This window comes from Nakamurella sp. (genome assembly GCF_044224575.1).
Lineage (GTDB): Bacteria > Actinomycetota > Actinomycetes > Mycobacteriales > Nakamurellaceae > Nakamurella.
Genome location: NZ_JBGAKE010000027.1, coordinates 1 through 24805, shown reverse-complemented (window position 1 = coordinate 24805; position 24805 = coordinate 1). Strand labels below are relative to the sequence as shown.

At 72.1% G+C, this 24805-nt stretch carries 17 protein-coding genes and 1 pseudogene; 5 read left to right on the top strand and 13 right to left on the bottom strand.

The annotated features are described in order from the left end of the window. Positions 1 to 33: 33 nt before the first annotated feature. The 4 genes from ACILSK_RS22140 to ACILSK_RS22125 form a co-directional block, all read right to left on the bottom strand. Positions 34 to 1554: a uroporphyrinogen-III synthase gene (locus ACILSK_RS22140; RefSeq protein ID WP_395729354.1), complete on the bottom strand. Its 1521-nt coding sequence runs from the start codon at positions 1552 to 1554 to the stop codon at positions 34 to 36. A 136-nt stretch (positions 1555 to 1690) separates the two neighbouring features. Then, complete coding sequence (locus ACILSK_RS22135; RefSeq protein ID WP_395729407.1) at positions 1691 to 2461, bottom strand: redox-sensing transcriptional repressor Rex; 771 nt, start codon at positions 2459 to 2461, stop codon at positions 1691 to 1693. A gap of 319 nt (positions 2462 to 2780) precedes the next feature. Continuing rightward, positions 2781 to 3038 (bottom strand): glutaredoxin family protein, encoded by a 258-nt coding sequence (locus ACILSK_RS22130; protein ID WP_395729353.1) that lies wholly within the window; start codon positions 3036 to 3038, stop codon positions 2781 to 2783. A 76-nt stretch (positions 3039 to 3114) separates the two neighbouring features. Then, complete coding sequence (locus ACILSK_RS22125; protein ID WP_395729352.1) at positions 3115 to 5028, bottom strand: class I adenylate-forming enzyme family protein; 1914 nt, start codon at positions 5026 to 5028, stop codon at positions 3115 to 3117. Between the two features lie 304 nt (positions 5029 to 5332). Between ACILSK_RS22125 and ACILSK_RS22120 the strand changes: the two genes are divergently transcribed. Continuing rightward, positions 5333 to 6235: an HAD family hydrolase gene (locus ACILSK_RS22120; RefSeq protein WP_395729351.1), complete on the top strand. Its 903-nt coding sequence runs from the start codon at positions 5333 to 5335 to the stop codon at positions 6233 to 6235. A gap of 46 nt (positions 6236 to 6281) precedes the next feature. Here ACILSK_RS22120 and ACILSK_RS22115 read toward each other — a convergent pair whose 3' ends face one another. The 4 genes from ACILSK_RS22115 to ACILSK_RS22100 form a co-directional block, all read right to left on the bottom strand. After that, positions 6282 to 7319, bottom strand: coding sequence for a lysophospholipid acyltransferase family protein (locus ACILSK_RS22115; protein ID WP_395729350.1), 1038 nt, complete (start codon positions 7317 to 7319; stop codon positions 6282 to 6284). Positions 7320 to 7392: 73 nt separating this feature from the next. Continuing rightward, on the bottom strand, positions 7393 to 8586 hold the full coding sequence (locus ACILSK_RS22110; RefSeq protein ID WP_395729349.1) for an NAD-dependent epimerase/dehydratase family protein: 1194 nt from the start codon (positions 8584 to 8586) through the stop codon (positions 7393 to 7395). Between the two features lie 88 nt (positions 8587 to 8674). After that, positions 8675 to 8776: a 30S ribosomal protein bS22 gene (locus ACILSK_RS22105; protein WP_015746237.1), complete on the bottom strand. Its 102-nt coding sequence runs from the start codon at positions 8774 to 8776 to the stop codon at positions 8675 to 8677. A gap of 543 nt (positions 8777 to 9319) precedes the next feature. Further along, positions 9320 to 9493, bottom strand: a complete 174-nt coding sequence (locus tag ACILSK_RS22100) for a helix-turn-helix domain-containing protein (RefSeq protein ID WP_217180750.1) — start codon at positions 9491 to 9493, stop codon at positions 9320 to 9322. A 381-nt stretch (positions 9494 to 9874) separates the two neighbouring features. Here ACILSK_RS22100 and ACILSK_RS22095 point away from each other — a divergent pair, with 381 nt between their 5' ends. Then, entirely contained in the window at positions 9875 to 10525 is a 651-nt protein-coding gene (locus ACILSK_RS22095; protein WP_395729348.1) for a hypothetical protein, read from the top strand. A 67-nt stretch (positions 10526 to 10592) separates the two neighbouring features. Here the strand turns inward: ACILSK_RS22095 and ACILSK_RS22090 are convergent, their stop codons facing one another. Both ACILSK_RS22090 and ACILSK_RS22085 read right to left on the bottom strand, forming a co-directional pair. Next, on the bottom strand, positions 10593 to 11099 hold the full coding sequence (locus ACILSK_RS22090; protein WP_395729347.1) for a hypothetical protein: 507 nt from the start codon (positions 11097 to 11099) through the stop codon (positions 10593 to 10595). Between the two features lie 64 nt (positions 11100 to 11163). Beyond that, a complete protein-coding gene (locus tag ACILSK_RS22085) occupies positions 11164 to 13482 on the bottom strand; it encodes a transketolase-like TK C-terminal-containing protein (RefSeq protein ID WP_395729346.1) in 2319 nt (772 codons plus the stop codon). A 271-nt stretch (positions 13483 to 13753) separates the two neighbouring features. Here ACILSK_RS22085 and ACILSK_RS22080 point away from each other — a divergent pair, with 271 nt between their 5' ends. From ACILSK_RS22080 to hutH, 3 genes are all read left to right on the top strand, one after another. Continuing rightward, the gene (locus ACILSK_RS22080) at positions 13754 to 15403 is read left to right on the top strand and encodes an ABC-F family ATP-binding cassette domain-containing protein (RefSeq protein ID WP_395729345.1); all 1650 of its coding nucleotides are present in this window, start codon (positions 13754 to 13756) and stop codon (positions 15401 to 15403) included. 280 nt (positions 15404 to 15683) lie between these two features. Further along, positions 15684 to 20306 (top strand): PKD domain-containing protein, encoded by a 4623-nt coding sequence (locus ACILSK_RS22075; RefSeq protein ID WP_395729344.1) that lies wholly within the window; start codon positions 15684 to 15686, stop codon positions 20304 to 20306. 53 nt (positions 20307 to 20359) lie between these two features. Continuing rightward, on the top strand, positions 20360 to 21955 hold the full coding sequence (gene hutH / locus ACILSK_RS22070) for a histidine ammonia-lyase (protein WP_395729343.1): 1596 nt from the start codon (positions 20360 to 20362) through the stop codon (positions 21953 to 21955). Between the two features lie 266 nt (positions 21956 to 22221). On the opposite strand, the pseudogene narI reads toward hutH, so the two are convergent. From narI to ACILSK_RS22055, 3 genes and pseudogenes are all read right to left on the bottom strand, one after another. Continuing rightward, positions 22222 to 22938 (bottom strand): annotated as a pseudogene (gene narI, locus ACILSK_RS22065) (respiratory nitrate reductase subunit gamma); the annotation flags it as partial. A gap of 2 nt (positions 22939 to 22940) precedes the next feature. Continuing rightward, complete coding sequence (gene narJ / locus ACILSK_RS22060; RefSeq protein WP_395729342.1) at positions 22941 to 23657, bottom strand: nitrate reductase molybdenum cofactor assembly chaperone; 717 nt, start codon at positions 23655 to 23657, stop codon at positions 22941 to 22943. Continuing rightward, positions 23654 to 24805 (bottom strand): 4Fe-4S dicluster domain-containing protein (locus tag ACILSK_RS22055; protein ID WP_395729341.1); only part of this gene is annotated, 1152 nt, incomplete at its 5' end. The genes narJ and ACILSK_RS22055, both read right to left, overlap by 4 nt.

Sequence of the window (24805 nt, the reverse complement as noted above, 5' to 3'; positions counted from 1 at the left end):
GGTTGCCGCACACTCGGCACCGGGCGGCGACCGTCAGCGGCGGCGCGGTGTCTTCCGCGGGGGCGGCAGTGCCCCCTCGGCCCGCAGCCGGGACGCGTGCTCGGCGAGCGCCTCGACCAGCGCCGGGATCTCCGCGATCTCGGGCTGGACGTCCACCCGCAGGCCGAACTCCCGCGCCGTTTCCGCGGTCTTCGGACCCAGGCAGGCGACCATCGACCGGGCATGCGGCTTGCCGGCGATGCCGACCAGGTTCCGCACGGTTGACGACGAGGTGAAACAGACCGCGTCGAACCCGCCGGTCTTGATCGCCTCCCGGATCGGCGCGGCCGGCGGGGCCGCCCGCACGGTCCGGTACGCGGTCACGTCGTCGATCTCCCAGCCACGCTCCCGCAACCCCTCGGCGAGGGTCTCGGTGGCGATGTCCGCCCGCGGCAGCAGCACTCGGTCGACCGGGTCGAGGATGTCGTCGTACTCCGGGAAGGTGGCCAGCAGGCCGGCCGACGACTGCTGATCGGCCGAAATCAGCTCGGGCACGATGCCCAGGGCCCGCACCGCCGCGCCGGTCTGGCTGTCGACGCAGGCGATCCGCACTCCGGAGAACGCCCGGGCGTCCAACCCGAACTCGGTGAACTTCTCCCACACCGCACGCACGGAGTTGACCGAGGTGAAGACGATCCACTGGTAGCGACCGTCGACCAGACCCTTGACCGCCCGCTCCATCTGGGCCGGCGTCCGCGGCGGCTCCACCGCCACCGTCGGCACCCGCTGGGGGATGGCACCGTGCATCCGCAGCAGTTCGACCATCTCGTCGGCCGGGTCCTTGGTCTGCGGGATGAGCACCCGCCAGCCGTACAGGGCGCGGGATTCCCACCAGGACAGCCGGCCCCGCAGCGCGATGCCGGCGCCGACGGTGACCACCAGCGGGCCGGCCATGTCGCCGCCGATGCCGTCCAGCGTCGCCAGCGTGCCGTCCACCGTGCGCTGGGTGGGCAGGGTGGCGCCCGAAGTCACCGACGCCGGAGTCTCACCGGCCAGGCCGGACTGGGCGAGAAACGCGGCAGTGTCCGCCAAGTGGCCGGACGAGGCCTGCAGCAGGAGCGTGCCCGGCGCCGCGGCCAGCCGCGACCAGTCGGAGGTGGACCGGACGTCGGCGACGGTGTGCACGGAGCCGACTGCGATTCCCGAGTAGGAGGCGACCGCGGTCGCCGACAGGCCGGGGATGACGTCGAACATCACCGAGCAGCGGGCCACGCTCTGCAGTTCTTTGACGACCGGGTCGGCGGTGAGTACATCGCCGGCGACCAGCCGGACCACGGACTGACCGGACCGGGCCGCGGCGACCAGCGCCTTGGCCACCTCGGCCGGCTCGCCGACCGCCGGCTTCACCTCGGCGTCGCCGGCCAGCGCGGTGACGTCCAGCGGCACGTCGGGATCGGTGACGACCAGCGACGCCCCCTCGAGGGCCTGGGCCGCGCGCATGGTCAACAGCCCGGGATCACCGGGACCGGCACCGACGAAGGCGATCCGGCCGGCAGGTTTACGTGCGCGGGTCATTGCGAGCTCCTCGAGCATTCAGGTGCGCCGGCGGCCGCTGGCTGCGACCGCCGACCGGTGGCTGACTCTTCTCGGCCAGCCGCAGGGTTCGGTACCACCCGGGTGACCGGCGGGCGATCGGCCGATGAACAGCAGGTCACGAGGTCACCGCCACCCGGGACGTGTCCGCCGGATGAAAGGCGGGTGGCTGATCGGCCTGATGGTCGGCCGGGGCCCGCAGTCGTGGCCCGAGCCGGTCGGCATCGCGCCGGGACTCGTGGAACGCCAGGATCTGCAGCTCCAGGGCCAGATCGACGTGCCGGACCTCCACGTCGCCGGAAATAGTGAGGACCCCCGGCGCGAAGTTGAGGATCGACCGGATGCCGGCCGCCACCAGGATGTCGGCGACCTGTTGGGCGGCCTTCGCCGGAGTCGCGATGACACCGATGGTCACTCCGGCCGCCCGGCACACGGCGACCGCGTGGTCCAAGTGCTGGATGACCCGGCCGCCGACCTCGCGGCCCACCCGGGCCGGGTCGACGTCGAACAATGCCGAAATGACGAACCCGCGACCGGCGAATCCCGGATAGCCGGCAAGGGCCTGACCCAGGTTGCCCAGCCCGACCAGGGCCACCCGGTGGGCTCGGTGCGCGCCGAGCGTCCGGCTGATCTCGTCGATGAGCGTGCCCACGTCGTACCCGACCCCGCGAATTCCGTAGGACCCCAGGTACGAGAGGTCCTTACGGAGCTTGGCCGAGTTGACCCCGGCGGATCGGGCGAGCTGCTCGGAGGAGACGGTCTCCTGACCTGCGCTGCCGTCCCCGAGGGCCGAGAGCACCTGGAGATAGAGCGCGAGACGGGCCACCGTGGCCTCCGGAATTGCACGCAGGCGGCCACTCTCGCGCGACCCGCCGACCTGCCCTGTCACCCGTTTGCCCTCCACAGGGCGGATCACGCCCCCACCGCAGCCGTGGCGACCGAATGTGCTAGGTCCCCGGTACGCGCAGAGCCTAGTCATTCGTGAACGCGTGCACAAAGTCGCCGAGTACCGGGGTCCCCCCAGGGACACTGCGTCCGCAGCGGCCCTTCCGCGGGTCGGACCGCGCGACGGTGATCCGGATCACAGCGTTCGGCCGCAGCCGAAGCCGGGCGTTCCGCCAGCACCGACGGGGTGATCCGGGACGGCGTCGATCCTGGGTCGATCATCGTCCCGCGGGGCGGCGGGCGGACGGGCGGCGAAAGCGTGCTCAGCTCCGGGCGGGGGGTGGTGGCGCGGTGAGCGCGGCGCGAAGCCGATCCGGGTCCACCTGGTAGTACCCGTGGATCCGGCCGTCGACCAGGATCACCGGCACCAGGTCGCCGTACTCGGCCCGATCCTCGGGGTCGGCGTCCACATCGACCGTCCCGAACGCACTTGCGGTGTCTGCGGCGATCCGGGCCGCGGCGGCGATGGCGACCTCACACAGGTGACAACCGGCGCGGGTGTAGACGGTGACGGTGCTCATCGAGGCGTCCACCCGGTACGCGTGGGGGCCCGGTCGGCCTCGCTGCGGTCACGACGATGCGCCCGGCCGGCCGCGCTCAAAAGAGGTCCTCGTCGGTATCGTCGCGGCCCCGGCCGGCGCGGTCACCGGTGCCGGGCAGGCGCGCCCCGAGATCCACGAGATCCCCAGCCGGCTCGGGCCTGACGTCGGGAGCGGGATCACCCTCCTCGACCGCGTCCAGGTGGTCGACGTCCGGCACCGCGACCAGAGTGCGTAGCGCCTGCCGGGCCGCCGGGCCGAACCGGCGCCGCGACTCGTCCCGGTCGATCCGGCCGAGCTCGGTCTTGGGCAGGTCGTCCACCACCCGATAGAGCGCCGGGTGCTTGAACGCGGGCAGCCGCGCCCCCACGAACTCGCGCAACTCCTCGACGGCGGGCGTGCGATCCTCGGCGCCGACGAGCACCGCGACGAGTTCGGAATGCCCGTCGGCGGCCGGCACGCCGATCACCGCCACCTCGGCCACGTCCGAGTGCCCGGCCAGCACGTCCTCGACCTCGCGCGGGTAGACCGTGAAGCCGGCGACGACGACCGCCTCGGCCGCCCGGTCGACCAGGTGCAACTCGCCGCCGTCGTCGAGGAACCCGATGTCTCCGGTGGTGAACCAGCCGTCGGGGTCCGGGCCCCCGCGCCCGTTGGGCCAGTACCCGGAGAACAGCGTGGCCCCGCGGATCTTGATGCGGCCGACCTCACCGGCGTCCGGCGCATCGGCCACCGTGTCCAGCGGGTCCCGATCGGGGTCCTCCCGCGCGGGCTCGTCCGGCTGCTCGTCGGGCTGGTCGGCCGGTTCCTCGTCGACGACCGCGGCCACGTCCTGCCCGTCGGGCCCGACGACCTTCAGTTCGATACCGGCCAGCGGCCGGCCGACGGAGCCGTGGACGGGCGCGCCGGTGACGAGGGAGGTGGTGACCACGGACGCGGATTCGGACAGCCCGTAGCCCTCCCAGACCGGTTGCCCATGCCGCTCGCGGAAGGCCTCGTAGTCGACCGCCGACAGGGGCGCGTTGCCGGAGGTGAACAGCCGGACGGAGGCCAGCGCGCCCGCCGAGTCCGGAACCGCCGTCAGATGATGGAAGAAGCCGGGCGCCCCCGGCAGCACCGTCACGGCATGCTCGGCGGCGGCGCGCAACGCCGATTCGGTGGCGGACCGGCCCTGACCGGCGTGGGATCCGGTGCCGCCGGGCACGCCGACGGCCACGGTCGCCACGTCGAACCCGACCTCGGGGAACACGGCGGCCCCGCCCACCAGCGCGGTGGGCAGCAAGGAGACCACCCAGCCGGCCACGTGATAGAGCGGCAGGACCTGCAGGACCCGATCGCCGTCGCGCACCCGAACCGCACCCAATTGCCCGATCGCGCCGACCGCCGCGCGGACCGCCCGGTGCGACAGCATCACCGCCCGGTCCCCGCGCGCCCGCGCGAGCATGACCAGATCCTCGCCGCCGCCGACGCTCTCGAACGGCGCAGGGTCGGCCGCCCACCATTGACCGACGTCGGCGGCACCCAACGCGATGCCCAGCCGGTGGTCCCGCTGAGGACCGATCGAGGCGACCGCGCCGACCCGGTCGGCGAGCTCGGCGACGTCGGCCCCCGGCGCCGTCGGCACCGCGATCAGACCCGCCCGGGCCACCGCGTACAACACGAGAGCCAGATCACTACCCGTCGGCAGGGAGATGACGACCCGCTCCCCCGGCGCCGCGCCCAGCGCGGTCAGCCGGCGGGCACCCGCGTCGGCCGCCCGGTCGAGCGCGGCCCAGGACCGGGACACCGACCGCGCGATCAGCGCCGGCCGGTCGGGGTGGTGGGCCGCCGCGTCCCGCAGGAGGTCGGCGACGTTCGCGGACCGCCCGCCGACCGTGGCCGGGCGCTCGGCGTCGCCCCTCGGGACGCCGCCGCTGGTGTCGACGCCGCTGGGTGGGGCGCCACTGGAATCGGCCTGCTGCGGGCTGCTCACGCCGAACATTGTCCGGCACGGGGTGCCGCGGCACCGTGCGGAGGCCCGTTCCGGACGGGTGAGTCGCCGGGCACGTCATGAGCTCCCCGCCCGGGCCTCCTCCAGTGCTCACTGGTCGCCTCGCAAGCTCGGCCGTCGACGAGGGCCCCGCGCAGCCCGGCTCCTCCGTCGCCGACCGTGCCCCGGAACCCTCCTCCAGTGCTCACTGGTGGCCTCGCAAGCTCGGCCAACTAGTCTGGCCGACGGACGCATCGGGTGCGCGCCGCCGGCCGACCCGGATCGGTCGCGGCAGGGGAGGTCACGGGTGAGGAAGCGAAAGGCGTTCGACGATCAGGCGTCGGCCGCCGAGATCGCCGGGGCCGCCTCGGCCGAGGCCGCCTACCTCGCCGTGCACGAGGAGGACGAGCACCTGCCGCCCGGCACCGACCTGACCGCGGCGGCCTTCTTCGACGTGGACAACACGATGATGCAGGGCGCCTCGATCTTCCACTTCGCCCGCGGCCTGGTGAGCCGCAACTTCTTCACCACCGGCGACCTGCTGCGGTTCGCCTGGCTGCAGATCAAGTTCCGGCTCGTCGGCGAGGACGCCGAGGACACGTCCCGGGCCCGCGAAGGTGCGCTGGCCTTCGTCGCCGGCCGGCAGGTCTCGGAGATCGTTGACCTCGGCGAGGAGATCTATGACGAGTTGATGGCGGAGCGGATCTACCCACGCACCCGGGAGCTCGCCCAACGGCACCTGGACGCCGGGCAGCGGGTCTGGCTGGTCACCGCCACCCCGGTCGAGTTGGCCCAGATCATCGGGCGCCGGTTGGGGCTGACCGGCGCGTTGGGCACCGTGGCCGAGACCGAGGACGGCGTCTACTCCGGCCGGCTCTACGGGGAGATGCTGCACGGCCAGGCCAAGGCCGCCGCGGTCCGCGCGTTGGCCGCACGAGAGGGCCTTGACCTGCGGCGGTGCACCGCCTACTCGGACTCGGTGAACGACGTGCCCATGCTGTCGGTGGTCGGCACCGCGGTCGCGATCAACCCCGACGGCGCGTTGCGCGACATCGCCCGCGAACGCGGCTGGCAGATCAAGGACTTCCGGACCGGCCGCAAGGCGGCGAAGATCTGGGTGCCCGGGGCACTGGGCGCCGTGCTGGCCGGCATCGCCGCGCTGATCTGGCGCTCGTTCTGGCGACGTACCCGCCGAGCAATGGCCGGCTGAGGCCGGCAACGGAACCCGGGGCAGCGGGCCGTCAGGACGAGCGGTATCAGCCCAGGAACGGGTGCCCGCGCCGCAGCAGCAGCCGGTACAGGGTCTGCTGGATCGTCTCCCGGACCCGGTCGGTGATGTTGAAGACGACCATCGGGTCGTCGGCGGCGTTGTCACCGAATCCGGTGGTCGGAATCGGCTCACCGAACTCGATGATCCACTTGCTGGGCAGCGGGATGGCGCCGAGCGGCCCGAGGAGCGGGAACGTCGGAGTCACCGGGAAGTACGGGAATCCGAGGGCGCGGGCCAGCGGCTTGAGGTTGCCGATCAGCGGGTAGATCTCCTCCGCCCCGACGATCGACACCGGGATGATGGGCACGCCGGTCCGCATCGCCGCGGTGACGAATCCGCCCCGGCCGAACCGTTGCAGCCGGTACCGCTGGGAGTAGGGCTTGCCGACGCCCTTGAACCCTTCGGGGAACACGGCCACCAGTTCGCCGGTGGACAGCAGCCGCTCGGCGTCCGGGTTGCAGGCCAAGGTGTTGCCCATCTTGCGGGCGATCGGCCCCATGAACGGCGTCTGGAACACCAGATCGGCACCGAGCATCCGCAGCGGACGGTGCTGCGGATGGTGTTCCCGCACGGCCACCGCGGTCATCAGCGCATCGACCGCGATGGTGCCCGAGTGGTTGGCCACCAGCAACGCGCCGCCGGTGTCGGGAATGTTCTCCATCCCCACCGTCTCGATCCGGAACCACTTCTCGTACAACAGCTTCAGTGGAGGTACGACCACGTGGTCGGTGAAATCCGCGTCGTAGCCGAAGTCGTCGACCTGGTACTCGCCGGTCATTCGCCGACGCAGGAACGCCAGCGATTCGGCGAGCCCGCGGCGCCAACCCGTTTCGGCCGCCACGCCGTCAGCGGCCGGCTCGACTGTGGCCGCCGACCCTTCGGACGGGAGCGGCGCATTGCGCGACTCCCGTCCCAGCGGCGCATCCCTGCCGGCCACGGCGCTTCCCCCGTCCTTCCATGTCTTGTCCTGCCCGAACTCACCGACGAGCGCGGTCACCGGCCGCGTCCGGTCCCGATCGCTCATCGCGGTGCTCCTGCGGAACGCGGCTCGGCGGTCCCGGCCCAACTGGACCGACGATTCGCTCGGCCAGCCTCGCTCATCGGATCCGCCGGCGCCGTGGGGCACCCGCCGCGTGACCGTCGATGCCGACGAGTCTGGGTCGGCCACCATCAGCGGCTTCCTCGGTTCCCCGGTCCGCCGGCGATTCGTCCACCACCGACCCGGCCGGCTCGCCCGGCCCGAGGGCGCGGATGTCGGGCAGGGGCTGGACGCCGAGCGTGCCGGCCACCCGCACCTCGACGCCCCGCACCACCTGCGGGGTGACCACCGGTCGCAGATGGGCGGCGAAATCGTCGAACGCCTCGATCGTGGTGAACCTGGGTGTGTAGTGCGCCCGCTCCCGCAGCCGGGTGGTGTCCATCACCCGACCCGCCGACAGCACCTTCACCTGGTTCGGCGAGAACCCGCCCAACCGTACGGTCCGCATCACCCGGGACAGCGGGTCGAGCCCGAACGAAGGCACCGGCAACGGGATCCGGCCCGCCCGGTGGATGGCCTGGGCCAGCGTCATCGTGCCGTCGCCGGCCGCGTTCACCGTGCCGGCGAAGTCACCGAGGGCCAGGTGTTCGAGCAGGCCGATCGCGTCCTGCTCATGCACGAACTGCAGCCGGGCATCCCGACCCAGCACCATCGGCACGGCCGGAGCCAGGCCGAAGTACCGGGTCAGCGGAGTGACCACGGTCGGACCCACGATTTCGGCGAATCGCGGCACCGCGATCCGAACGTCAGGCCGGCGCCGCCCGAAGCCTCGGACGTAGGCCTCAATGTCGATCGCGTCCCGGCCCGGGCCGGAGGGGACGGACCGGGCCGACATCTCCTCGGTGAAGATTGCCGGGTCGCGGGAGGAGGCACCGTAGACCGCTCCGGTGGACCGGACGATCAGGTTCCGGACGCTCTCCGACCGCTGGCAGGCGGCCAGCAATTGCATGGTGCCGAGGACGTTCATTTCCTTGGCCATCGTGCGCGCGGCCGACGACGCGGGCGTGGAGGACGCCGAGGCGTGCACCACCGTATTGACCCCGGCGGCCTCGATCACCCTGGCCACCAACGGGTTTCGGATGTCGACCCGGGCGAAGTCGGCCGCACCCATCCGCGCCCGGGCGGCCGGCTCGGGCAATGCGGCGTCGACGCCGATGACCCGATCGACTGCCGGATGCTCGGCCAGCCGGCCGGCCAGGCACGAGCCGATAACCCTGGTCACCCCGGTGACCAGGACGATCAGTCCCGCCATCGACCCGCCATCCCTCGCGTGAAGTTCTCGAACCCGGTGCCGGCCGGTGACCGGAGCGCGCGGGCGGCCGCCGGCCGCCCGGCGACGGTTACTTGCCGGCCTTGCGGCGCGCCACCCGGGTCTTGCGCAGCAGCTTGCGGTGCTTCTTCTTGGCCATCCGCTTGCGACGCTTCTTGATGACTGAGCCCATTGACGACTTCTCCCGGTGCGCGGCCGCCGCGGTCCACGGGCCGCATCGACGGATGATCAGCGCGAGCGACGCACGGCCGCCCGCCGGCCCGGCGGTTGCCGAACCCGGTCATCCTACCGGCCGGTACCCCCGATCCGGTCACCCACCATCGATCGCTCCGGCCGGCCCACCCCGTGCCACCCCGCCGTCCGGCGGCCACACCCCACGCCGGGCGGACGCAACAGCGAGGCGACGCCCAACCGGCTAGTACTGCGATCGGACTTCGCGATATTGGGCGTTTTTGCGCTGTTCGGAGTGGCCACCCGGGGGCCGATCTCGGACCAGCACCAGGCCGGGACCTGGATCACCGATCAGGCGGACAGCTCCGGGATACCGGCCGGCTGATCTTCTGGTCGGGCCAGTGGATCTCGATCCGCAGGGCCGGCTGGCCGATGCCGGCGGGGCGGCGGATCCGGGGCCGGTGTTCCCACGGCGCAGCTCAAACGACGGGGCGGTGGTGGTCTGCTCGGTGCCCGTCAGTCGGCCGCGCGCCGATCGACGCTGCTAACCGACGTCGTTGAAGGCGGTCCGCAGGTAATCGTGCACCGCGCGCTCGGGTACCCGGAACGACCGGCCGACGCGCACGGCGGGCAGCTCGCCCGAGTGCACCAAGCGGTACACCGTCATCCGGGACACCCGCATCAGCGTGGCCACCTCGGCAACGGTCAGGAATCGCATTTCCGACAGGTTCGATTCCCGAGGCGTCGGCTCCCTCGGGGGTCGGTCGTCTCGTGCGGCCATCGGACACCGTCTTTCGGCACGTTTCGCGCCGCCGGCTTCCCCTCCGGTGGACACCCAACGTACGTGCTCTATGAACTCTAGCGTGACTGGTGGGATCGGCGCGACGGTCAGTTTTTCCCGGTCGCCCTGGATTTCACAGTCAGTGATCACCGATACGGGTGATGCGACATCGGAAGGGGTCGCCGGCCGGTCGCCGGCGCCTTCGTCGGGCCGGTGACCGGCCGGAGCAGGACTGTTGCCCATGCGCCCCATCAGGAGAAGGCTGGAACTCACCGGCAGCGCCGCCGGGGCGCTGCCCGGAGTCGAAGGAGTCCGGCGATGTACGCACGTTCCACGACATTCCGAGCGGGCCGCCCGAGCCGTGGTCGTCAATCGACCCCGATGCACCTGACGGATGCGGGGATCGACTTCCTGCGCAACGAGGTGGTGCCGGCCGTCCAGGCAATGGATGGTTGTCTGGGCCTGTCTCTGATGGCCGACCGCGGCTCGGGGCGGTGCATCGTCACCTCGTCGTGGGACTCCATCGACCGGATGCGGGCCAGCGACTCGGCCATCACCCCGATGCGTGAACGGGCCGGCACGATGCTCGGCGGCCTGCCGTTCGTCGAGGAGTGGGAGATCGCGGCGATGCACCGCCATCACCGCTCGCACGAGGGCGCCTGCGTGCGGGCGACGTGGATGCACGGGGCCGCGGCCGATCTGGATCGCGGTGTCGACCTGTTCCGGATGGTGACCATGCCGGCCATGGAGAGCCTGGACGGATTCTGCAGCGCCAGCCTGTTCATCGACCGGTCAACGGGACGCGCGGTCATCTCGGCCACCTACGACTCCACCGCCATGATGGTCTCCAGCCGCGATCAGGCCATGGACCTGCGGATGCGCACCGCCCGGGAGGCTCGGGTGGACGTCCTGGACGTCGCCGAGTTCGAACTGCTGCACGCCCACCTGCGGGTGCCCGAGATGGCCTGAGGATCGAGTGCGCTACCGGGCGATGCATCCCGACCAGGTACGAGTCGAGCGCTGAACATCGCGACGATCAGCCGATCCGCACCGCGTGGATCAGCAGATCACTGCCCAGGGTGCCGACCACCGACCAGGTCGCGCAGCCGAGCGCGGCCCAGCGGTACAGGTCGGCGCGCGGCGGGTCCAGGGCGACCGCCGCCGCCGGAACGAGCCAGCGCCCGAGCAGCGGCGCCAGGACCACGACCCCGCGGTAGCCGAGCCGGTCCAGCAGCGCGGATCCCCGGTCGACCAGCCCGGTCGCCCGGCCACCGGCGATCCGCCGGCCACCGGCCCGGTCCCACCACCGGGCGATCCGGGGGGCATGCCGCAGGCCCAACCGCACCCGTCCGGTGATCCGGCTCGGCACCCGATCGACCACGAGCGGCACGCTGAGGACGGCGAACGCGGCGCTGCCCACGAGCACGCCGGCCGCGACGGCCGGCGGCGGCAGCCCGAGCGCCAACCCCAGCGGTGCGGTGACCACGCCGAACAGGAACGCCGCGAGCACCACCACCAGCACGGCGAGCGCCACGGAATCCACCGGACGATCATGGTGCGCCGCCGGACCGCACCCGCCCGCGACGCGCCACCGGCGGGAACCCGACTCAGCCGAGCAGACCCAGCGCGGCATCGATGATCGAGTCGGCGTCCAGACCGTGATAGCGGTACACGTCGGCCAGGTCACCGGACTGGCCGAACCGGGTGACGCCGAGATGGGCGGCCGGGACGCGGTTCACGGTGGCCAGGAACGCCAGGGCGTGCGGGTGCCCGTCGAGGACGGTGACCATGGGCGCGGCCCGCTCGGTGGCGAAGACGCTGTCCAGGATCCAGGCCGGCGCATCGCTGCGGCCGCGGCGGGCCTGCACGGCCCGGAACAGCAGGTCCGGGCTCGTCACCACCACCACATCGGCGTCCCACCCGATGGCGGCCAGGCGGTCCGCCGCGGCGAGCGCGTCCGGTACGACGGCACCCATCGCGCACAGGGTGACCGCGGGCCGGGATGTGCGGCGCAGCAGATAGGCGCCGGCGACGACGCTGCGTCGGCGATGTTCCCGGGCGGCCGGGTCCGTCGGGATCGAGGCCAGCGCCTGGTCGACCGGTCGGGTGGACAGGCGCAGGTACGCCGAGCCGCCGTCGGGCCGGCCCAACCGGGCCAGCGACGCCAGCAGCACCCACTGGGTGTCCAACGCGAACGCCGGCTCGTAGCTGACGCAGCCGGGTTGTTCGAGGCCGATGGACGGGGTCTTGATCGACTGGTGCGCGCCGCCCTCCGCGGCCAGGCTCACCCCGGACGGCGTGCCGACCAGGATCGACTGCCCGCCCGCGTAGATGCCGAACGACCAGGGTTCGAGGGCTCGCTCGACGAATGGGTCGTACAGGACGCCGATCGGCATCAGCGGCTGCCCCCACCGGCTCCAGGTGGTGCCGAGCTCGCCGAGCACGCCGACCAGGTTGGTCTCGGCGATGCCCAGTTCCAGATGCTGCCCGGTGGGTCGCTCCCGCCAGTGCAGGATCGTCTGCTTGTCGTCGGCGAACAGGTCGGCGCGTTCGGCCTCGGCGTAGACCCCGACCTTGTTGACCCAGCCGCCGAGGTTGGTCGACGAGCTGACGTCCGGGCTGACCGTGACCACCCGGGCACCCGCGTCGGGCGCGGCCCGGTGCAGGTCCAGCAGGGTCCGGCCGAGGGCAGCCTGGGTGGTCGACACCCCGGTCGGGGTGCGTTCCAGGTCCTTGGGCACGGCCGGCGGCGGCGTGACGGCCACCGGGTCCCGGCGCAGTCGGGCCGCGGCGGCCGAGCAGGTCACCGCCTCCGGGCTGCCGGCGGCGAACCCGCGCCACGGGTCGGCCGGGTCGGCGCCGACCCGCTCGGCCAGCTGCGCCAGCTGGTCGGCCGTCAGCAGCGCGGAGTGGTTCTGCGGATGGCCCTCGGTGGCCAGCCCGTACCCTTTGAGCGTGTAGGCGAAGATCACCGTCGGCCGGCTGTCGTCGATCGCCGCGAAGGCCTGGTCCAGCGCGGCCAGGTCGTGCCCGCCGAGGTTGCGCACGGCCTGATAGACCTCGTCGTCGGGCCGGTCGTCGATCAACCGGTGCAGGTCGTCGTGCCCGCCGGCCAGCAGCCGCTGCCGGACCTCGGCGGGGCCGCCGCGCAGCAGCCGCTGGTACTCGGTGTTGGGCATCAGGTCGATCCGGTCCCGCAGCACGGCCCCGCCGGGCCGGGTGAAGAGTTCCTCCAGCGCCCGGCCGTACTTCGCGGTGAGCACCTGCCACCCGGCGGCGGCGAACATGCCCTGCAGCCGGGTCACCCCCATCACCGGGACCACCCGGTCCAGCGACTGCCGGTTCATGTCGACGATCCACACCACCTCGCCGAGCTCGGCCACCATGGGGTCCTGGACGGCCTCCCACACGGCGCCCTCGTCCAGTTCCGCGTCGCCGACGAGGGAGTACTGCCGACCCGTGCCGCCGGCGCCGAAGTGCGCGCCCACGTAACGGCGGGCCAGCGCGCCCCACAGCGGGGCCGTCGCACCGATCCCCACCGACCCGGTCGAGTAGTCCGCCGCGTCCGGATCCTTGGCCCGGCTCGGATACGACTGCAAACCGCCGAACTCGCGCAAGGTGGTCAGGTAGGCGCCGTCCAGGGCGCCCAGCAGGTAGTTCAGGGCGTGCAGGACAGGCGACGCGTGCGGTTTCACCGACACCCGGTCACCGGGCTGCAGGTGCTCGAGCCACAGCAGCGTCATCACCGACACGATCGACGCGCTGGACGCCTGATGCCCGCCGACCTTCAGCCCGGACGGGTTGGGCCGCACCCGGTTCGCGTGGTCGACGATGGCGGTGGCGAGCCACAGCACACGCTGTTCGACGGAGCGCAGCACGTCGAGCCGGTCCGTCGCGGCCGCGTCGGCCGGGGGCAGCATCGTCATGTCGCCGGCCATGGTCAACCTCCCGATCCGGGCCCCCCGCGACCGCCGGCGGTCCGGTGTGCACCCGCTGCCGTCACGATGGACCCGATCGCCTCCGATCGCCACCCGGCCCGGTGCCATCGTGCCGAAAAAACCGTTGCGCGCCGACCGTCGGCGTCCCTACGGTGGGCGGCATCATGGATCACTGACGTCGCCCCCGCCCGCGTCCGCGGCCACGCCTGAATCGGCGTCATGCCCGGCGGGATCCGCTCGACCACCCTCGGGATCTGCGATGCCATCTCCTTCTTCGCTGCCGTCCGCCCTGATGGGCCGGCGATCGTCACTGTCCGGACCGGTCCGGGTGCTCGCGGACGACGTCACCAAGGCCTTCGGTGACCGGATCGTCCTCGACGGGATCGACCTGTCCGCGGGACCCGGCCACCGGGTCGGCGTCATCGGCGAGAACGGCGCGGGCAAATCCACGCTGCTGCGGCTGCTCGCCGGGGAGCACCGGCCCGATCACGGGTCGATCGAGATCACCGGCTCCGTGGGCCTTCTCACCCAGGAACCGGCACTCACCGGCACGGTCGGGCAGATCATGGGGCGCGCTCTGGCGCCCCTGCACGATGCCGTTCGCGACGTCGAGGCGCTCAGCGCCCGGGTGGCTTCCGACCCGGCGGCGGCACACGCGCTGGCCGACCGGCTGGAGTGGGCGACCGCGCACGACGCATGGGACGCCGACCGGTGGGCGGCGACCGTCCTGGACGCCCTGGGCCTGGCGGCGCTGCATCCGGATCAGCCGGCCGGCCGGCTGTCCGGTGGTCAACGGACCCGGCTGGCCCTGGCCGCTCTGCTGGTCGCGCGCCCCGACTGCCTCCTGCTCGACGAGCCGACCAACCATCTCGACGTCGCCGGCATGGAACTGCTTGAATCGCACCTGGTCTCGCTGCCGGGGGTGGTGGTGGCAGCCAGCCACGACCGCGCATTCCTCGATCGGGTGGGTACCGAACTGTTGGACCTGGACCCGCAGCGCTCGCCGGCCGATCGTCGTTTCGGCGCCACCTTCAGCCGCTACCTGGAACACCGCGGAGCGGCCCGGCGCCGATGGGAGCGCACCTACGCCGAGCAGCAGGACCGGATCGCCCGGCTGCGCCGGGACACCGAGATGGGCACCGATCGGATTGCCCACGACCGCGGCCCACGGGACAACGACAAGTTCATCCACCACTTCAAGGGAGCCGGCGTCGAACGGGCCCACGCCCGTCGGGTGCGCGTTGCCGAACGGCGACTGGCCGCCGCCGAGCGGGCGGCGGTGCCCGCACCGCCGCTACCGCTCACCTTCACCGGCCCACTCACCGACGCCCCGCGCGGCGCGGACGGGGACGCGGTCCGGGTGCGTGGGCTACGCATCCCCGGCCGGGTGGTGGTCGACGAGCTGAGCGTGCCGGCCGGCGGCCGGCTGCTGCTGACCGGCGCAAACGGGTCCGGCAAGTCCAGCCTGCTGCTGGTGCTGGCCGGCCGGCTGGGACCGGCGGACGGCTCGGTGCAGGTGTCCGCCGACCGGGTCGGGCTGCTGGAACAGGACGTGATGTTCGCTGAGCCGGACCTGTCCGCCCGGGCCACCTTCGCGCGAACCCTCGGACGGGACGACGACGGCTCGGCACTGGTGGACATCGGCCTGCTGCGCCGCCCCGATCTGGACCTGCCCGTCGGCCGGCTCAGCGTCGGTCAACGCCGGCGGCTGGCGCTGGGCCTGCTCGTCGCCCGGCCGGCCGATCTGCTGCTGCTCGACGAACCCACGAACCACCTGTCGCTCACCCTCGCCGCCGAACTGGAGGAGGCGCTCGGCGCCGCCCCCGGCACGGTGATCATCGCCAGCCACGACCGCTGGTTGCGACGGCGGTGGACGGGCCCGGAGTATCGGCTCGACCGGGTGAGTTGACCGGGCGACCGGTCGACCGGCTCACTCGATGGTGTGACGCGGCCGCTCGGTCCGAGCCAGTTGAAATCACCCAGACCGGACTGATGCGGCGATCGCGCCCACCTTCAGGCGTCGCGTTGTCTTCGGTCACGATTGGACGGCCCTCGCCCGTGGTGGAATGTCACTCGTTCGAGGGATCTTTCACAATCACTGTCGCGTAGTGTGACGATCGCCCCGCGACTTGATAGTCTTAACTACTCCGAATGAGGTGTCGTGGGGGGCTACGTGACACATTCGGACGATGCTCAGCTACACGGAGTCAGGCAGCGCCCACGGGCGGCGCCGCCGGGGGGAGTTCGACATGCGGGATCGCCAGCCGTCCACAGGACAGGTCGTCGCGCCGTCGCCACGCCGGTGGGCGTCGCTGGCTGCCGTGGCCGCACTCGCCGTCGCCGGGTTCGGGTTCGGGGCCGTCACCGCGCCGGTGGCGTCCGCGGCCCCGGGCGTCGTGCAGACATCCGGCGCCGGCATGGTGACGGCCGACCCCCTGCCCACCGTGCAGGTGAACGGCGTCGTGTGGTCGCAGGCCGTCGTCGGGACCAAGGTGTTCGCCGGCGGGAGCTTCACCCAGGCCCGGCCGGCCGGAGCGGCGGCCGGCACCAACGAGACCCCGCGGTCCAACCTGCTGGCCTACGACATCACCACCGGCGCGCTGGACACCGGCTTCGCCCCCGTCCTCAACGGCCAGGTGCGGTCCGTCGCGGCGTCCCCGGACGGCAAGCGGGTCTACGTGGCCGGCGACTTCACCACCATCAACGGCGGGACCCGCAGCCGGATCGCCGCTTTCGACACCGCCACGGGCAAGCTGATCACGAACTTCCTGGCCTCGGCCGACTACAACGTCTATTCGGTCGCCGCCACCAATTCCACCGTCTACATCGGCGGCGATTTCAACAACGCCCGCGGCGCGGCCCGCGCCAAACTCGCCGCGTTCAACACCAACGGCGACCTGCTGGGCTGGAACCCGGGGGCCGACAAGAAGGTCAACGCACTGGTTCTCACCCCGGACGGATCGAAGGTGGTGGCCGGTGGCGCATTCCTGACCCTGGCCGGCCAGACCGTCTACGGCAACGGCGCGGTCGACGCCGCGACCGGGGCGGCCTCGACCTGGAAGGCGAACGGTCTGATCCGCAACTGGGGCGATCAGGCGGCCATCCTGGGCCTGTCGACCGACGGCACCGCGGTGTACGCCAACGGGTACGTGTATGGCAAGAACGGCAACCTGGAAGGTGTCTACTCGGCCGATCCCGCCGACGGCAGCATCAACTGGGTCGAGGACTGCCACGGCGACAGCTATGGCACCTACGCCCCGAACAACGCCACCGACGCCGTGTACGTGGTCAGCCATGCCCACTACTGCGGCAACGTCGGCGGACACCCGCAGACCGACCCGTGGACGTTCCAGCGCGGGATGGCCTTCACCAAGCGGGTGACCGGCACGCTGGGCGCCGACCCGTACGGCTACTACAACTTCGCCGGCACCCCGAGCCCGTCGGTCGTCAGCTGGTTCCCGCAGTTGGCTGCTGGCACCTACACCGGCCAGTCGCAGGGCGCGTGGACCGTGACCGGCAACGACCAGTACATCGTGCTCGGCGGGGAGTTCCCCAGCGTGAACGGTGTCGCCCAGCAGGGTCTGGTGCGGTTCGCCGTGCAGCCGATCGGCAAGAGCACCAAACCGATCTACTCGGGCGGCAACCTGATCCCCACCGTCACCGACGTCGGTGGCGGCGTGGTTCGGGTGGCGGTCACCGCGAACTGGGACCGGGACGACTCGCGGCTCACGTACGAAGTGCTCCGGGACGGCAAGGTAGTCCGGACCGTGACCGCCGACTCGACCTTCTGGAACCGGCCGGCGGTGACCGTGCTGGACGGCGGCCTCACCGCAGGGCGGACGTACAAGTATCAGATCCGCAGCACCGACCCGGCCGGGAACGCCGCCGTCGGCAACCCGGTGATGTTCACCGCATCCGTCAACTCCCCCGGGTCGACCAGCCCGTACGTGCAGCAGGTGACGGGTCAGGGTGCCTCGGCGTTCTGGCGGTTCGGTGAGACCTCCGGCCCCGTGTACGACTGGGCCGGCAACAACGACGGCACCGCCGGCGCCGGGGTCACCCGGGGCGTGGCCGGGGCCATCGCCGGCGACGCCGACACCGCGGCCACCCTGGACGGCACCGACAAGGGTCGAGTGTCCACCGCCACCGCACTGTCCGGCCCGAGCACGTTCACCGCGCAGGCGTGGATCAAGACCACCTCCACCCGCGGCGGCAAGATCCTCGGTTTCGGCAATTCGGCCACCGGGACGTCGAGCAACTACGACCGGCACCTGTACATGGACAACTCGGGCAAGATCTTCTTCGGCGTCTACCCCGGCGCGGTGAAGACGGTCCGAACGAGCAACTCGTACAACGACGGGCAGTGGCACCAGGTGGTCGGCACCCTCGGCCAGGGCGGCCTGACCCTCTACGTGGACGGGGTCAGGATCGCCACCGATCCGACCGTCACCGGCGCGCAGAACTACAGCGGCTACTGGAAGATCGGCGGCGACAACCTGGGCGGCTGGACCAACCAGCCGAGTTCATCGAACTTCTCCGGCACGATCGACGACGTGTCGATCTACCCGACCCAATTGACCGATCAGCAGGTGGCCGATCAGTTCAAGGCGGCCGGCGGGCTGCTGCCGAATGTCGCCCCGACCGCGGTGTTCACCTCGTCCGTCACCGGATCGACCGTCGGCTTCGACGGGCGCGGATCCACCGACTCCGACGGCACGATCGCCGGCTACGCCTGGGATTTCGGTGACGGCTCGACCGGCGCCGGCGCCCAGCCGTCGCACACCTACGCCGCACCCGGCACCTACCAGGTCACGCTCACCGTCACCGACGACCGGTCCGGTACCAACGCGGTCACCCAGCCGGTGACGATCGTGCCGAACCAGGCCCCGGTGGCCGCCTTCACCGTCACCGCGGACCACCTCACCGTGACCGTGGACGGCACCACCTCCACCGACCCGGACGGCACGATCGCCGCCTACGCCTGGGATTTCGGTGACGGCTCGACCGGCACCGGCCCGACCGCGTCCCACCCCTACGGCGCGGCCGGCACCTTCCAGGTCAAGCTGACCGTCACCGACAACGCGGGTGGCACCACCACCCTGACTCAACCGGTGACGGTGACCGCGCCCCCGCCGAACAAGGCCCCGACGGCATCGTTCACCGCGACGCCGACGGATCTCGCGGTGTCCGTCGACGGCACCGCATCGGCCGATCCGGACGGCACGATCGCCGCCTATGCCTGGGATTTCGGCGACGGGTCGACCGGCACCGGCAGCACCGCGTCGCGCACCTACGCCGCGGCCGGCACCTACACCGTCACGCTGACCGTCACCGACGACAACGGGGCCACCGCGCAGACCACCCGGTCGGTGACGGTGACCGCACCGCCGCCGCCGAATCAGGCGCCTGAGGCCGCGTTCACCGCGACCCCGACCAACCTGGTCGTGGCGTTCGACGGGTCGACCTCGAAGGACTCCGACGGCAGCATCGCCGCGTACGCATGGGATTTCGGTGACGGTTCGACCGGAACGGGGGCCGCACCGTCGCATACCTACGCCAGCGCCGGTTCGTACCAGGTGAAGCTGACCGTCACCGACAACGCCGGGGCCACTGCCGCGACGGCGGTGGCCGTCACGGTGGCCGCCGCCCCGCCGGCCAACCGGGCCCCGGTGGCCGCGTTCACCTCGTCGGGCGCCGGCCTGGCCGCCACGTTCGACGGCTCGGGTTCCAGTGACCCGGACGGCTCGATCGCCGGCTACGCCTGGGATTTCGGTGACGGCACGACCGGAACCGGGGTTACGCCCGCGCACACCTACGCCACCGCCGACACCTACCAGGTCAAGCTGACCGTCACCGACAACAAGGGGGCCAGCACGTCCGTCACGAAGCCGGTCACCGTCGCCCAGGGCCAGAACCAGGTTCCGACGGCGGCCTTCACCTCCTCGGTGAACAACCTGGACGCCACGTTCGACGGGTCCGGATCGGCGGATCCGGACGGCACGATCACCGCGTACGCCTGGGATTTCGGTGACGGCACGACGGGTAGCGGGGTCAAGCCCGCGCACACCTACGGCGCCGGCGGCACCTTCCCGGTGACGCTGACCGTCACCGACAACGGCGGCGCCGCCACCTCCGTCACCAACCCGGTGACGGTGGCCCCGGCCCCGGCCGCGGTCTTCGCCTCCGACGAGTTCGGGCGCACCCTGGCCGCCGGCTGGGGCACCGCCGACCAGGGCGGCGCCTGGACGGTCGCCGGCTCCACCGGCAACTTCGCGGTCGGCGCCGGAGCCGGCACCATCAAGCTCGCCGCGGCCGGCGCAGGCCCGTCGGTCTGGCTGAACGGGGTCGCGCAGGCCGACGTCGACACCACCGTCGACGTCAGGCTGGACAAGGCCGCCACCGGTGGCGGGACCTACTTCTCGCTCGCCGAGCGACGGACGGGCACCAACGACTACCGGCTCAAGGTTCGCGTGATCGCCGGCGGCACGGTGTCCGCGCAACTGACCAAGGTGGTCGGCGGCACCGAGACCGCGGTCGGCGGCGCCGTGAACGTGCCGGGCCTGACCTACAACGCCGGCGACACCCTGCGGCTGCGGTTCCAGGTGTCCGGCACCGGCACGGCCACGCTGGGCGGCAAGGTCTGGAAGGTCGGCTCGGCCGAGCCGGCGGCGTGGCAACTGACCGGCACCGACGGCACGGCGGCGCTGCAGACGGCCGGTGGAGTGGGGCTGGTGCCCTACCTGTCCAGCACATCGACCAACGCGCCGGTCACCGTGACGGTCGACAACCTGACGGTGACGGCCCCGCGGTAGCGCGACCTCCGGCCCGGGCACCCCTGTCGATGCCCGGGTGGCAGGCTCGCACCATGGACGCCGCGCTGCCCACCGGAACGATCGTGCTCGGTTCGGAACCGACGACGATCGGGGAGATCGCGGCGATCGCGCACGGTGCGCCGGTCGTCCTGGCCGAGCGGGCGGCGCGGGCGGTCGACCGCACCCACCGGCTCCTGCCGACGGTGCTGCGGTCCGGTTCACCGGTGTACGGCCTGAACACCGGGGTCGGTGACCTGTACACGATCGTGCCGGACTCCCGAGATCCCGCCGTCGTGCAGTTGCAGATGCTGCGCAGCCACGCCAGCGGGGTGGGCGATCCGCACGACGAGGCGGCGGTGCGGGCGATCATGGCGTGCACGGTCCGTTCCCTGGCCCGCGGTTACAGCGGGGTCAGCATGCGGCTGGTGCAGACGCTCGTCGACATGCTCAACCGCGGGGTCGTGCCCTACGCCCCGTCGCAGGGCTCGGTCGGCTATCTGTCGGCGACCGCGCACATCGGTCTCGCCGTCTTCGGCGAGGGCCAGGCCTGGTTCGGCGGCGAGTTGCTGGCCGGCGCGGAGGCGTTGCGGCGGGCCGGGATCGCGCCTCAGCAGCCCGGCCTGCGGGAGGGGCTGGCGCTGATCAGCGGCACGTTCGAGATCAGCGGCATCGGCGCACTGGCTGTCAACAAGGTGCAGACCCTCATCGACGTCGCCGACGTGGCCGGAGCGATGAGCGTCGAGGCACTCCGCGGCAACACCCGCGGCTTCGACGCCCGGCTGCAGGCCTTGCGGCCACACCCCGGCCAGGTGCTGACCGCCCGCCGGCTGCGGGCGTTGCTGGCCGGCAGCGAGATCGTCGAGACGTACCGGACTCACCGGCTGCAGGATCCCCTGAGCCTGCGCTGCATCCCGCAGGTGCACGGCGCGGTCCGCGACTGCCTGACCTACGTGGCCGGGGTGGTCGAGTGCGAGATCAACTCCGTCACCGACAATCCGGTCTTCGTGACCGTCGACGGGCCGGACGGCCCCGAGCTGCAGGCCCTGTCCGGCGGCAACGGGCACGGGGCGCCGGTGGCCACCGCGCTGGACTGCCTGGCCATCGCGACCGCGGAGCTGAGCACCATGTCGCAGGCCCGCTCGGACCGGCTGACCAACAGCCATCTCTCGGAGTTGCCGCCGTTCCTGGTCGCCGGATCCGGCGCCGGTTCCGGGTTCATGATCCCGCCCTACGTCGCCGCCGCCCTGGCCGCCGAGAACCGGGCCCATGCGGCGCCGGCGACCGTGCACACCGTCTCCACCTGCGCCGGGCAGGAGGACCACGTCAGCATGGGCACGACCGCCGCGATCAAGGCCCGCCGGGCCGCCTGGAACGCCGGCCACATCCTGGCCGTCGAGCTACTGTGCGCCGCCCAGGCATTGGACTTCCACGCCCCGCTGCGGCCCGGCGTCGGCACCGGCGCGGCGCACGCCGCGATCCGCCGGCTCGTACCGACCCGGGTGGCCGACGACCCGATCGGACCCGACCTGGAGGCGGTCCGCACCCTCGTGCAGGACGGCACCCTGGCCACCCTCGTCGACGCCCGCCTCGACCCGGACGCGCTGGGCCCCGCCGCGGACGCCCTCGCAGCGGCGCCCCCCGCCGGCTGACCCGCGCCTGAGTCACCAGCCCCGGCCGTCACCCGCCGGCTGACCCGCGCCTGAGTCACCAGCCCCGGCCGTCACCCGCCGGCTGACCCGCGCCTGAGTCACCAGCCCCGGCCGTCACCCGCACCCACGTCAACCCGCGCCGGCCCGCCGAACCCCAGTCCGCGCCGACTCGCCAGAAGTGCAGGTTCAGAATCGATACAGAACCTGCACTTGTGGCGAGTCAGCGCGGATGGAGGGGCTGGCGAGTCAGCGCGGACGGGGGCGACTCACCAGCCCCGGCGCTTGGGCCGCGACCCCACCGGGTCGCCGGGACGGCCGGCATCCCGGGAGCGGTAGACGATGTAGGGGCGGAACAGGTAGGCGACCGGAGCGCTGAACGCGTGCACGAGGCGGGTGAACGGCCACAGGGCGAACAACGCCAGGCCGATGATCGCGTGCAGCTGGTAGCTCAGCGGGGCCCCGGCCATCGCCGCGCCGTCGGGCTGGAAGACGAAGATCGACCGGAACCAGACCGCCACGGTCTCCCGGTAGTTGTAGGGCTCGCCGACGATCCCGGAACCGACCATGGTGGTGGCCAGGCCGGCGATGATCGCCAGCAGCAGCACCAGGTACATCAGCTTGTCGTTGCGGGTGGTGGCCATGAAGACCGGGCCCTTGGTGCGACGCCGGTAGATCAGGATGATCACCCCGGCCAGCGTGCACACCCCGGCGATCGTGCCCAGCAGCACCGCCTGCACGTGGTAGGCGGTTTCGCTCAGACCGACGGCGTGGGTCCAGCTTTCCGGAATCACCAGGCCGATGACATGCCCGACGATCACGACCAGGATGCCGAAGTGGAAGAGCGGGCTGCCGATCCGCAGCAGCCGGCTCTCGTACAGCTGGGACGAGCGAGTGGTCCAGCCGAACTTGTCGTAGCGGTACCGCCACCACAACCCGACCACCAGGATCGCGATCGTCACGTACGGCACGATCGACCAGAACAACGTCACGACGATCCCTTTCCGATCGGAATTCTCGTCCCCAGCACCAGGTCGACCGGCCCGGATCGGGCCCCGGCGCCCGACGCCGCCGGCGCGCCGGCCATCGGGTACGGGTCCAGGCCGACCGCCTCGGCCGGGGGGCCCTGCATGGCCAGGCGGCGGGCCGTCAGCAGGTCGTGCTCGGTCGGCGCCGGCAGCGTCGCGGCCACTGCCTCGATGAGCGGCGCGTACGGCGAATCCATCTTCCGTAACCCGTCGATCAGCAGATCGACGGCACTCCGGTGGGCGGCGAGCAGCGTGAACCCGGCCTCCTCGTCGACGGTGGCCGCGAATTCCAGCACCACCGCCAGGTGATCCGGCAGCTCCCCGGCCGGCGGGGTCACCCCGGCCGCCCGGTACGCGGTGGCGAATTCGAGCAGGGCGACACCGCGGCCGCGGGTGTCACCGGCCGTGTAGTAGGTCAGGAACAGGGTGCGGCGGCGGCGCCAATCGAAGGTGTCCACGTAGGCGACCGCCGCGTCGACCGGGTCCAGGGCCGACAGCCGGCGAGCGCAGTCCCGCAGCAGCTCGCCGGAGCGGCCGGGCAGGTCGGCGACGGCCGCCGCCACCAGCTCGAGCCGGTTGGGGAACGCGTCGTCCGGGTAGGCCAGCAGCAGCGACGCGGCCTGCCAGACCACCCGGCGGTCCGCGGACCGCTCCGCCGGGCGGCGTCGAAACCTCATTTCTGGCCCTCGCTCCCGGGCGATCGGGGCGAACCGGGCCGTGGGGTGAACATCGACTCCGGCGTGCCCTTGCCGTCCCAGTTGAGCAGGTTCACCCGGGACCGGTGGCCGCCGCGGACGCCCAGGTCCTCCGTCGTCTGCCGTTCCCGCAATGCCTGGAACGTCTCCACCGCGACCGGCACCGGGGCCCCGCTGGCCTCGCCGAACGGGCCGGATTCGTACATGCCCGGGCCGCCGTCGAAGTCCAGCGAGCACTCGGTCACCGATTCCTCCAGCCGGTGCCCCTGCGCCGCATAGGCGGTCGGGATGACGTACCGCTGCTCGTATTTGGCGATGGCCAGCAGCCGGTACATCTCGTACATCGACTCCTCGGTCATGCCCACCGACGCCGGGATCGACGGGTCGGCGTCCCGGCCCAGGTTGTGGTCGCGCATGTAGGCACGCATGGCGGCCAGCGTGCGCAGCACCCGGTCGACCGGTGCGGTGTCGCCGGCGGTGAACAGGCCGGCCAGGTACTCGATGGGGATGCGCAGCGCCGAGATGGCCCCGAACAGGTTCTCCACGTCCTCGCCGTCGTGCGCCTCCCGGCTGATCGCGTCGACCACCGGCGAGAGCGGCGGCACGTACCAGACCATCGGCATGGTGCGGTATTCCGGATGCAGCGGCAGCGCGACCCGGTACTGCTTGATCAGCGCGTACACCGGGGAGTTCCGGGCGGCCTCCAGCCACTCGTCGGTGATGCCGTTCTCCTTCGCCGCCGCGGCGACGGCGGGGTCGAACGGGTCCAGCAGCAGGTCCAACTGGGCCTGGTAGAGGTCCTGCTCGCGCTCGGTGGACGCGGCGGCCAGCACGGCATCGGCGTCGTAGAGCAGCAACCCCAGGTAGCGCAGCCGGCCGACGCAGGTTTCCGAACACACGGTGGGCAGGCCCACCTCGATCCGCGGGTAGCAGAACGTGCACTTCTCGGCCTTGCCGGTGCGGTGGTTGAAGTAGACCTTCTTGTAGGGACAGCCGGACACGCACATCCGCCAGCCCCGGCACTTGTCCTGGTCGACCAGCACGATGCCGTCCTCGGCCCGCTTGTACATCGCCCCGGACGGGCAGGACGCGACGCACGACGGGTTGAGGCAGTGCTCGCAGATCCGGGG

Bases quoted from the DNA above. Each gene is read 5' to 3' on its own strand.
- ACILSK_RS22140 (WP_395729354.1), bottom strand. From the start codon at position 1,554: ATGACCCGCGCACGTAAACCTGCCGGCCGGATCGCCTTCGTCGGTGCC.
- ACILSK_RS22130 (WP_395729353.1), bottom strand. From the start codon at position 3,038: ATGAGCACCGTCACCGTCTACACCCGCGCCGGTTGTCACCTGTGTGAG.
- ACILSK_RS22115 (WP_395729350.1), bottom strand. From the start codon at position 7,319: ATGAGCGATCGGGACCGGACGCGGCCGGTGACCGCGCTCGTCGGTGAG.
- ACILSK_RS22110 (WP_395729349.1), bottom strand. From the start codon at position 8,586: ATGGCGGGACTGATCGTCCTGGTCACCGGGGTGACCAGGGTTATCGGC.
- ACILSK_RS22105 (WP_015746237.1), bottom strand. From the start codon at position 8,776: ATGGGCTCAGTCATCAAGAAGCGTCGCAAGCGGATGGCCAAGAAGAAG.
- ACILSK_RS22100 (WP_217180750.1), bottom strand. From the start codon at position 9,493: ATGCGATTCCTGACCGTTGCCGAGGTGGCCACGCTGATGCGGGTGTCC.
- ACILSK_RS22095 (WP_395729348.1), top strand. From the start codon at position 9,875: ATGTACGCACGTTCCACGACATTCCGAGCGGGCCGCCCGAGCCGTGGT.
- ACILSK_RS22085 (WP_395729346.1), bottom strand. From the start codon at position 13,482: ATGACGATGCTGCCCCCGGCCGACGCGGCCGCGACGGACCGGCTCGAC.
- ACILSK_RS22080 (WP_395729345.1), top strand. From the start codon at position 13,754: ATGCCATCTCCTTCTTCGCTGCCGTCCGCCCTGATGGGCCGGCGATCG.
- ACILSK_RS22075 (WP_395729344.1), top strand. From the start codon at position 15,684: ATGCTCAGCTACACGGAGTCAGGCAGCGCCCACGGGCGGCGCCGCCGG.
- hutH (WP_395729343.1), top strand. From the start codon at position 20,360: ATGGACGCCGCGCTGCCCACCGGAACGATCGTGCTCGGTTCGGAACCG.
- narJ (WP_395729342.1), bottom strand. From the start codon at position 23,657: ATGAGGTTTCGACGCCGCCCGGCGGAGCGGTCCGCGGACCGCCGGGTG.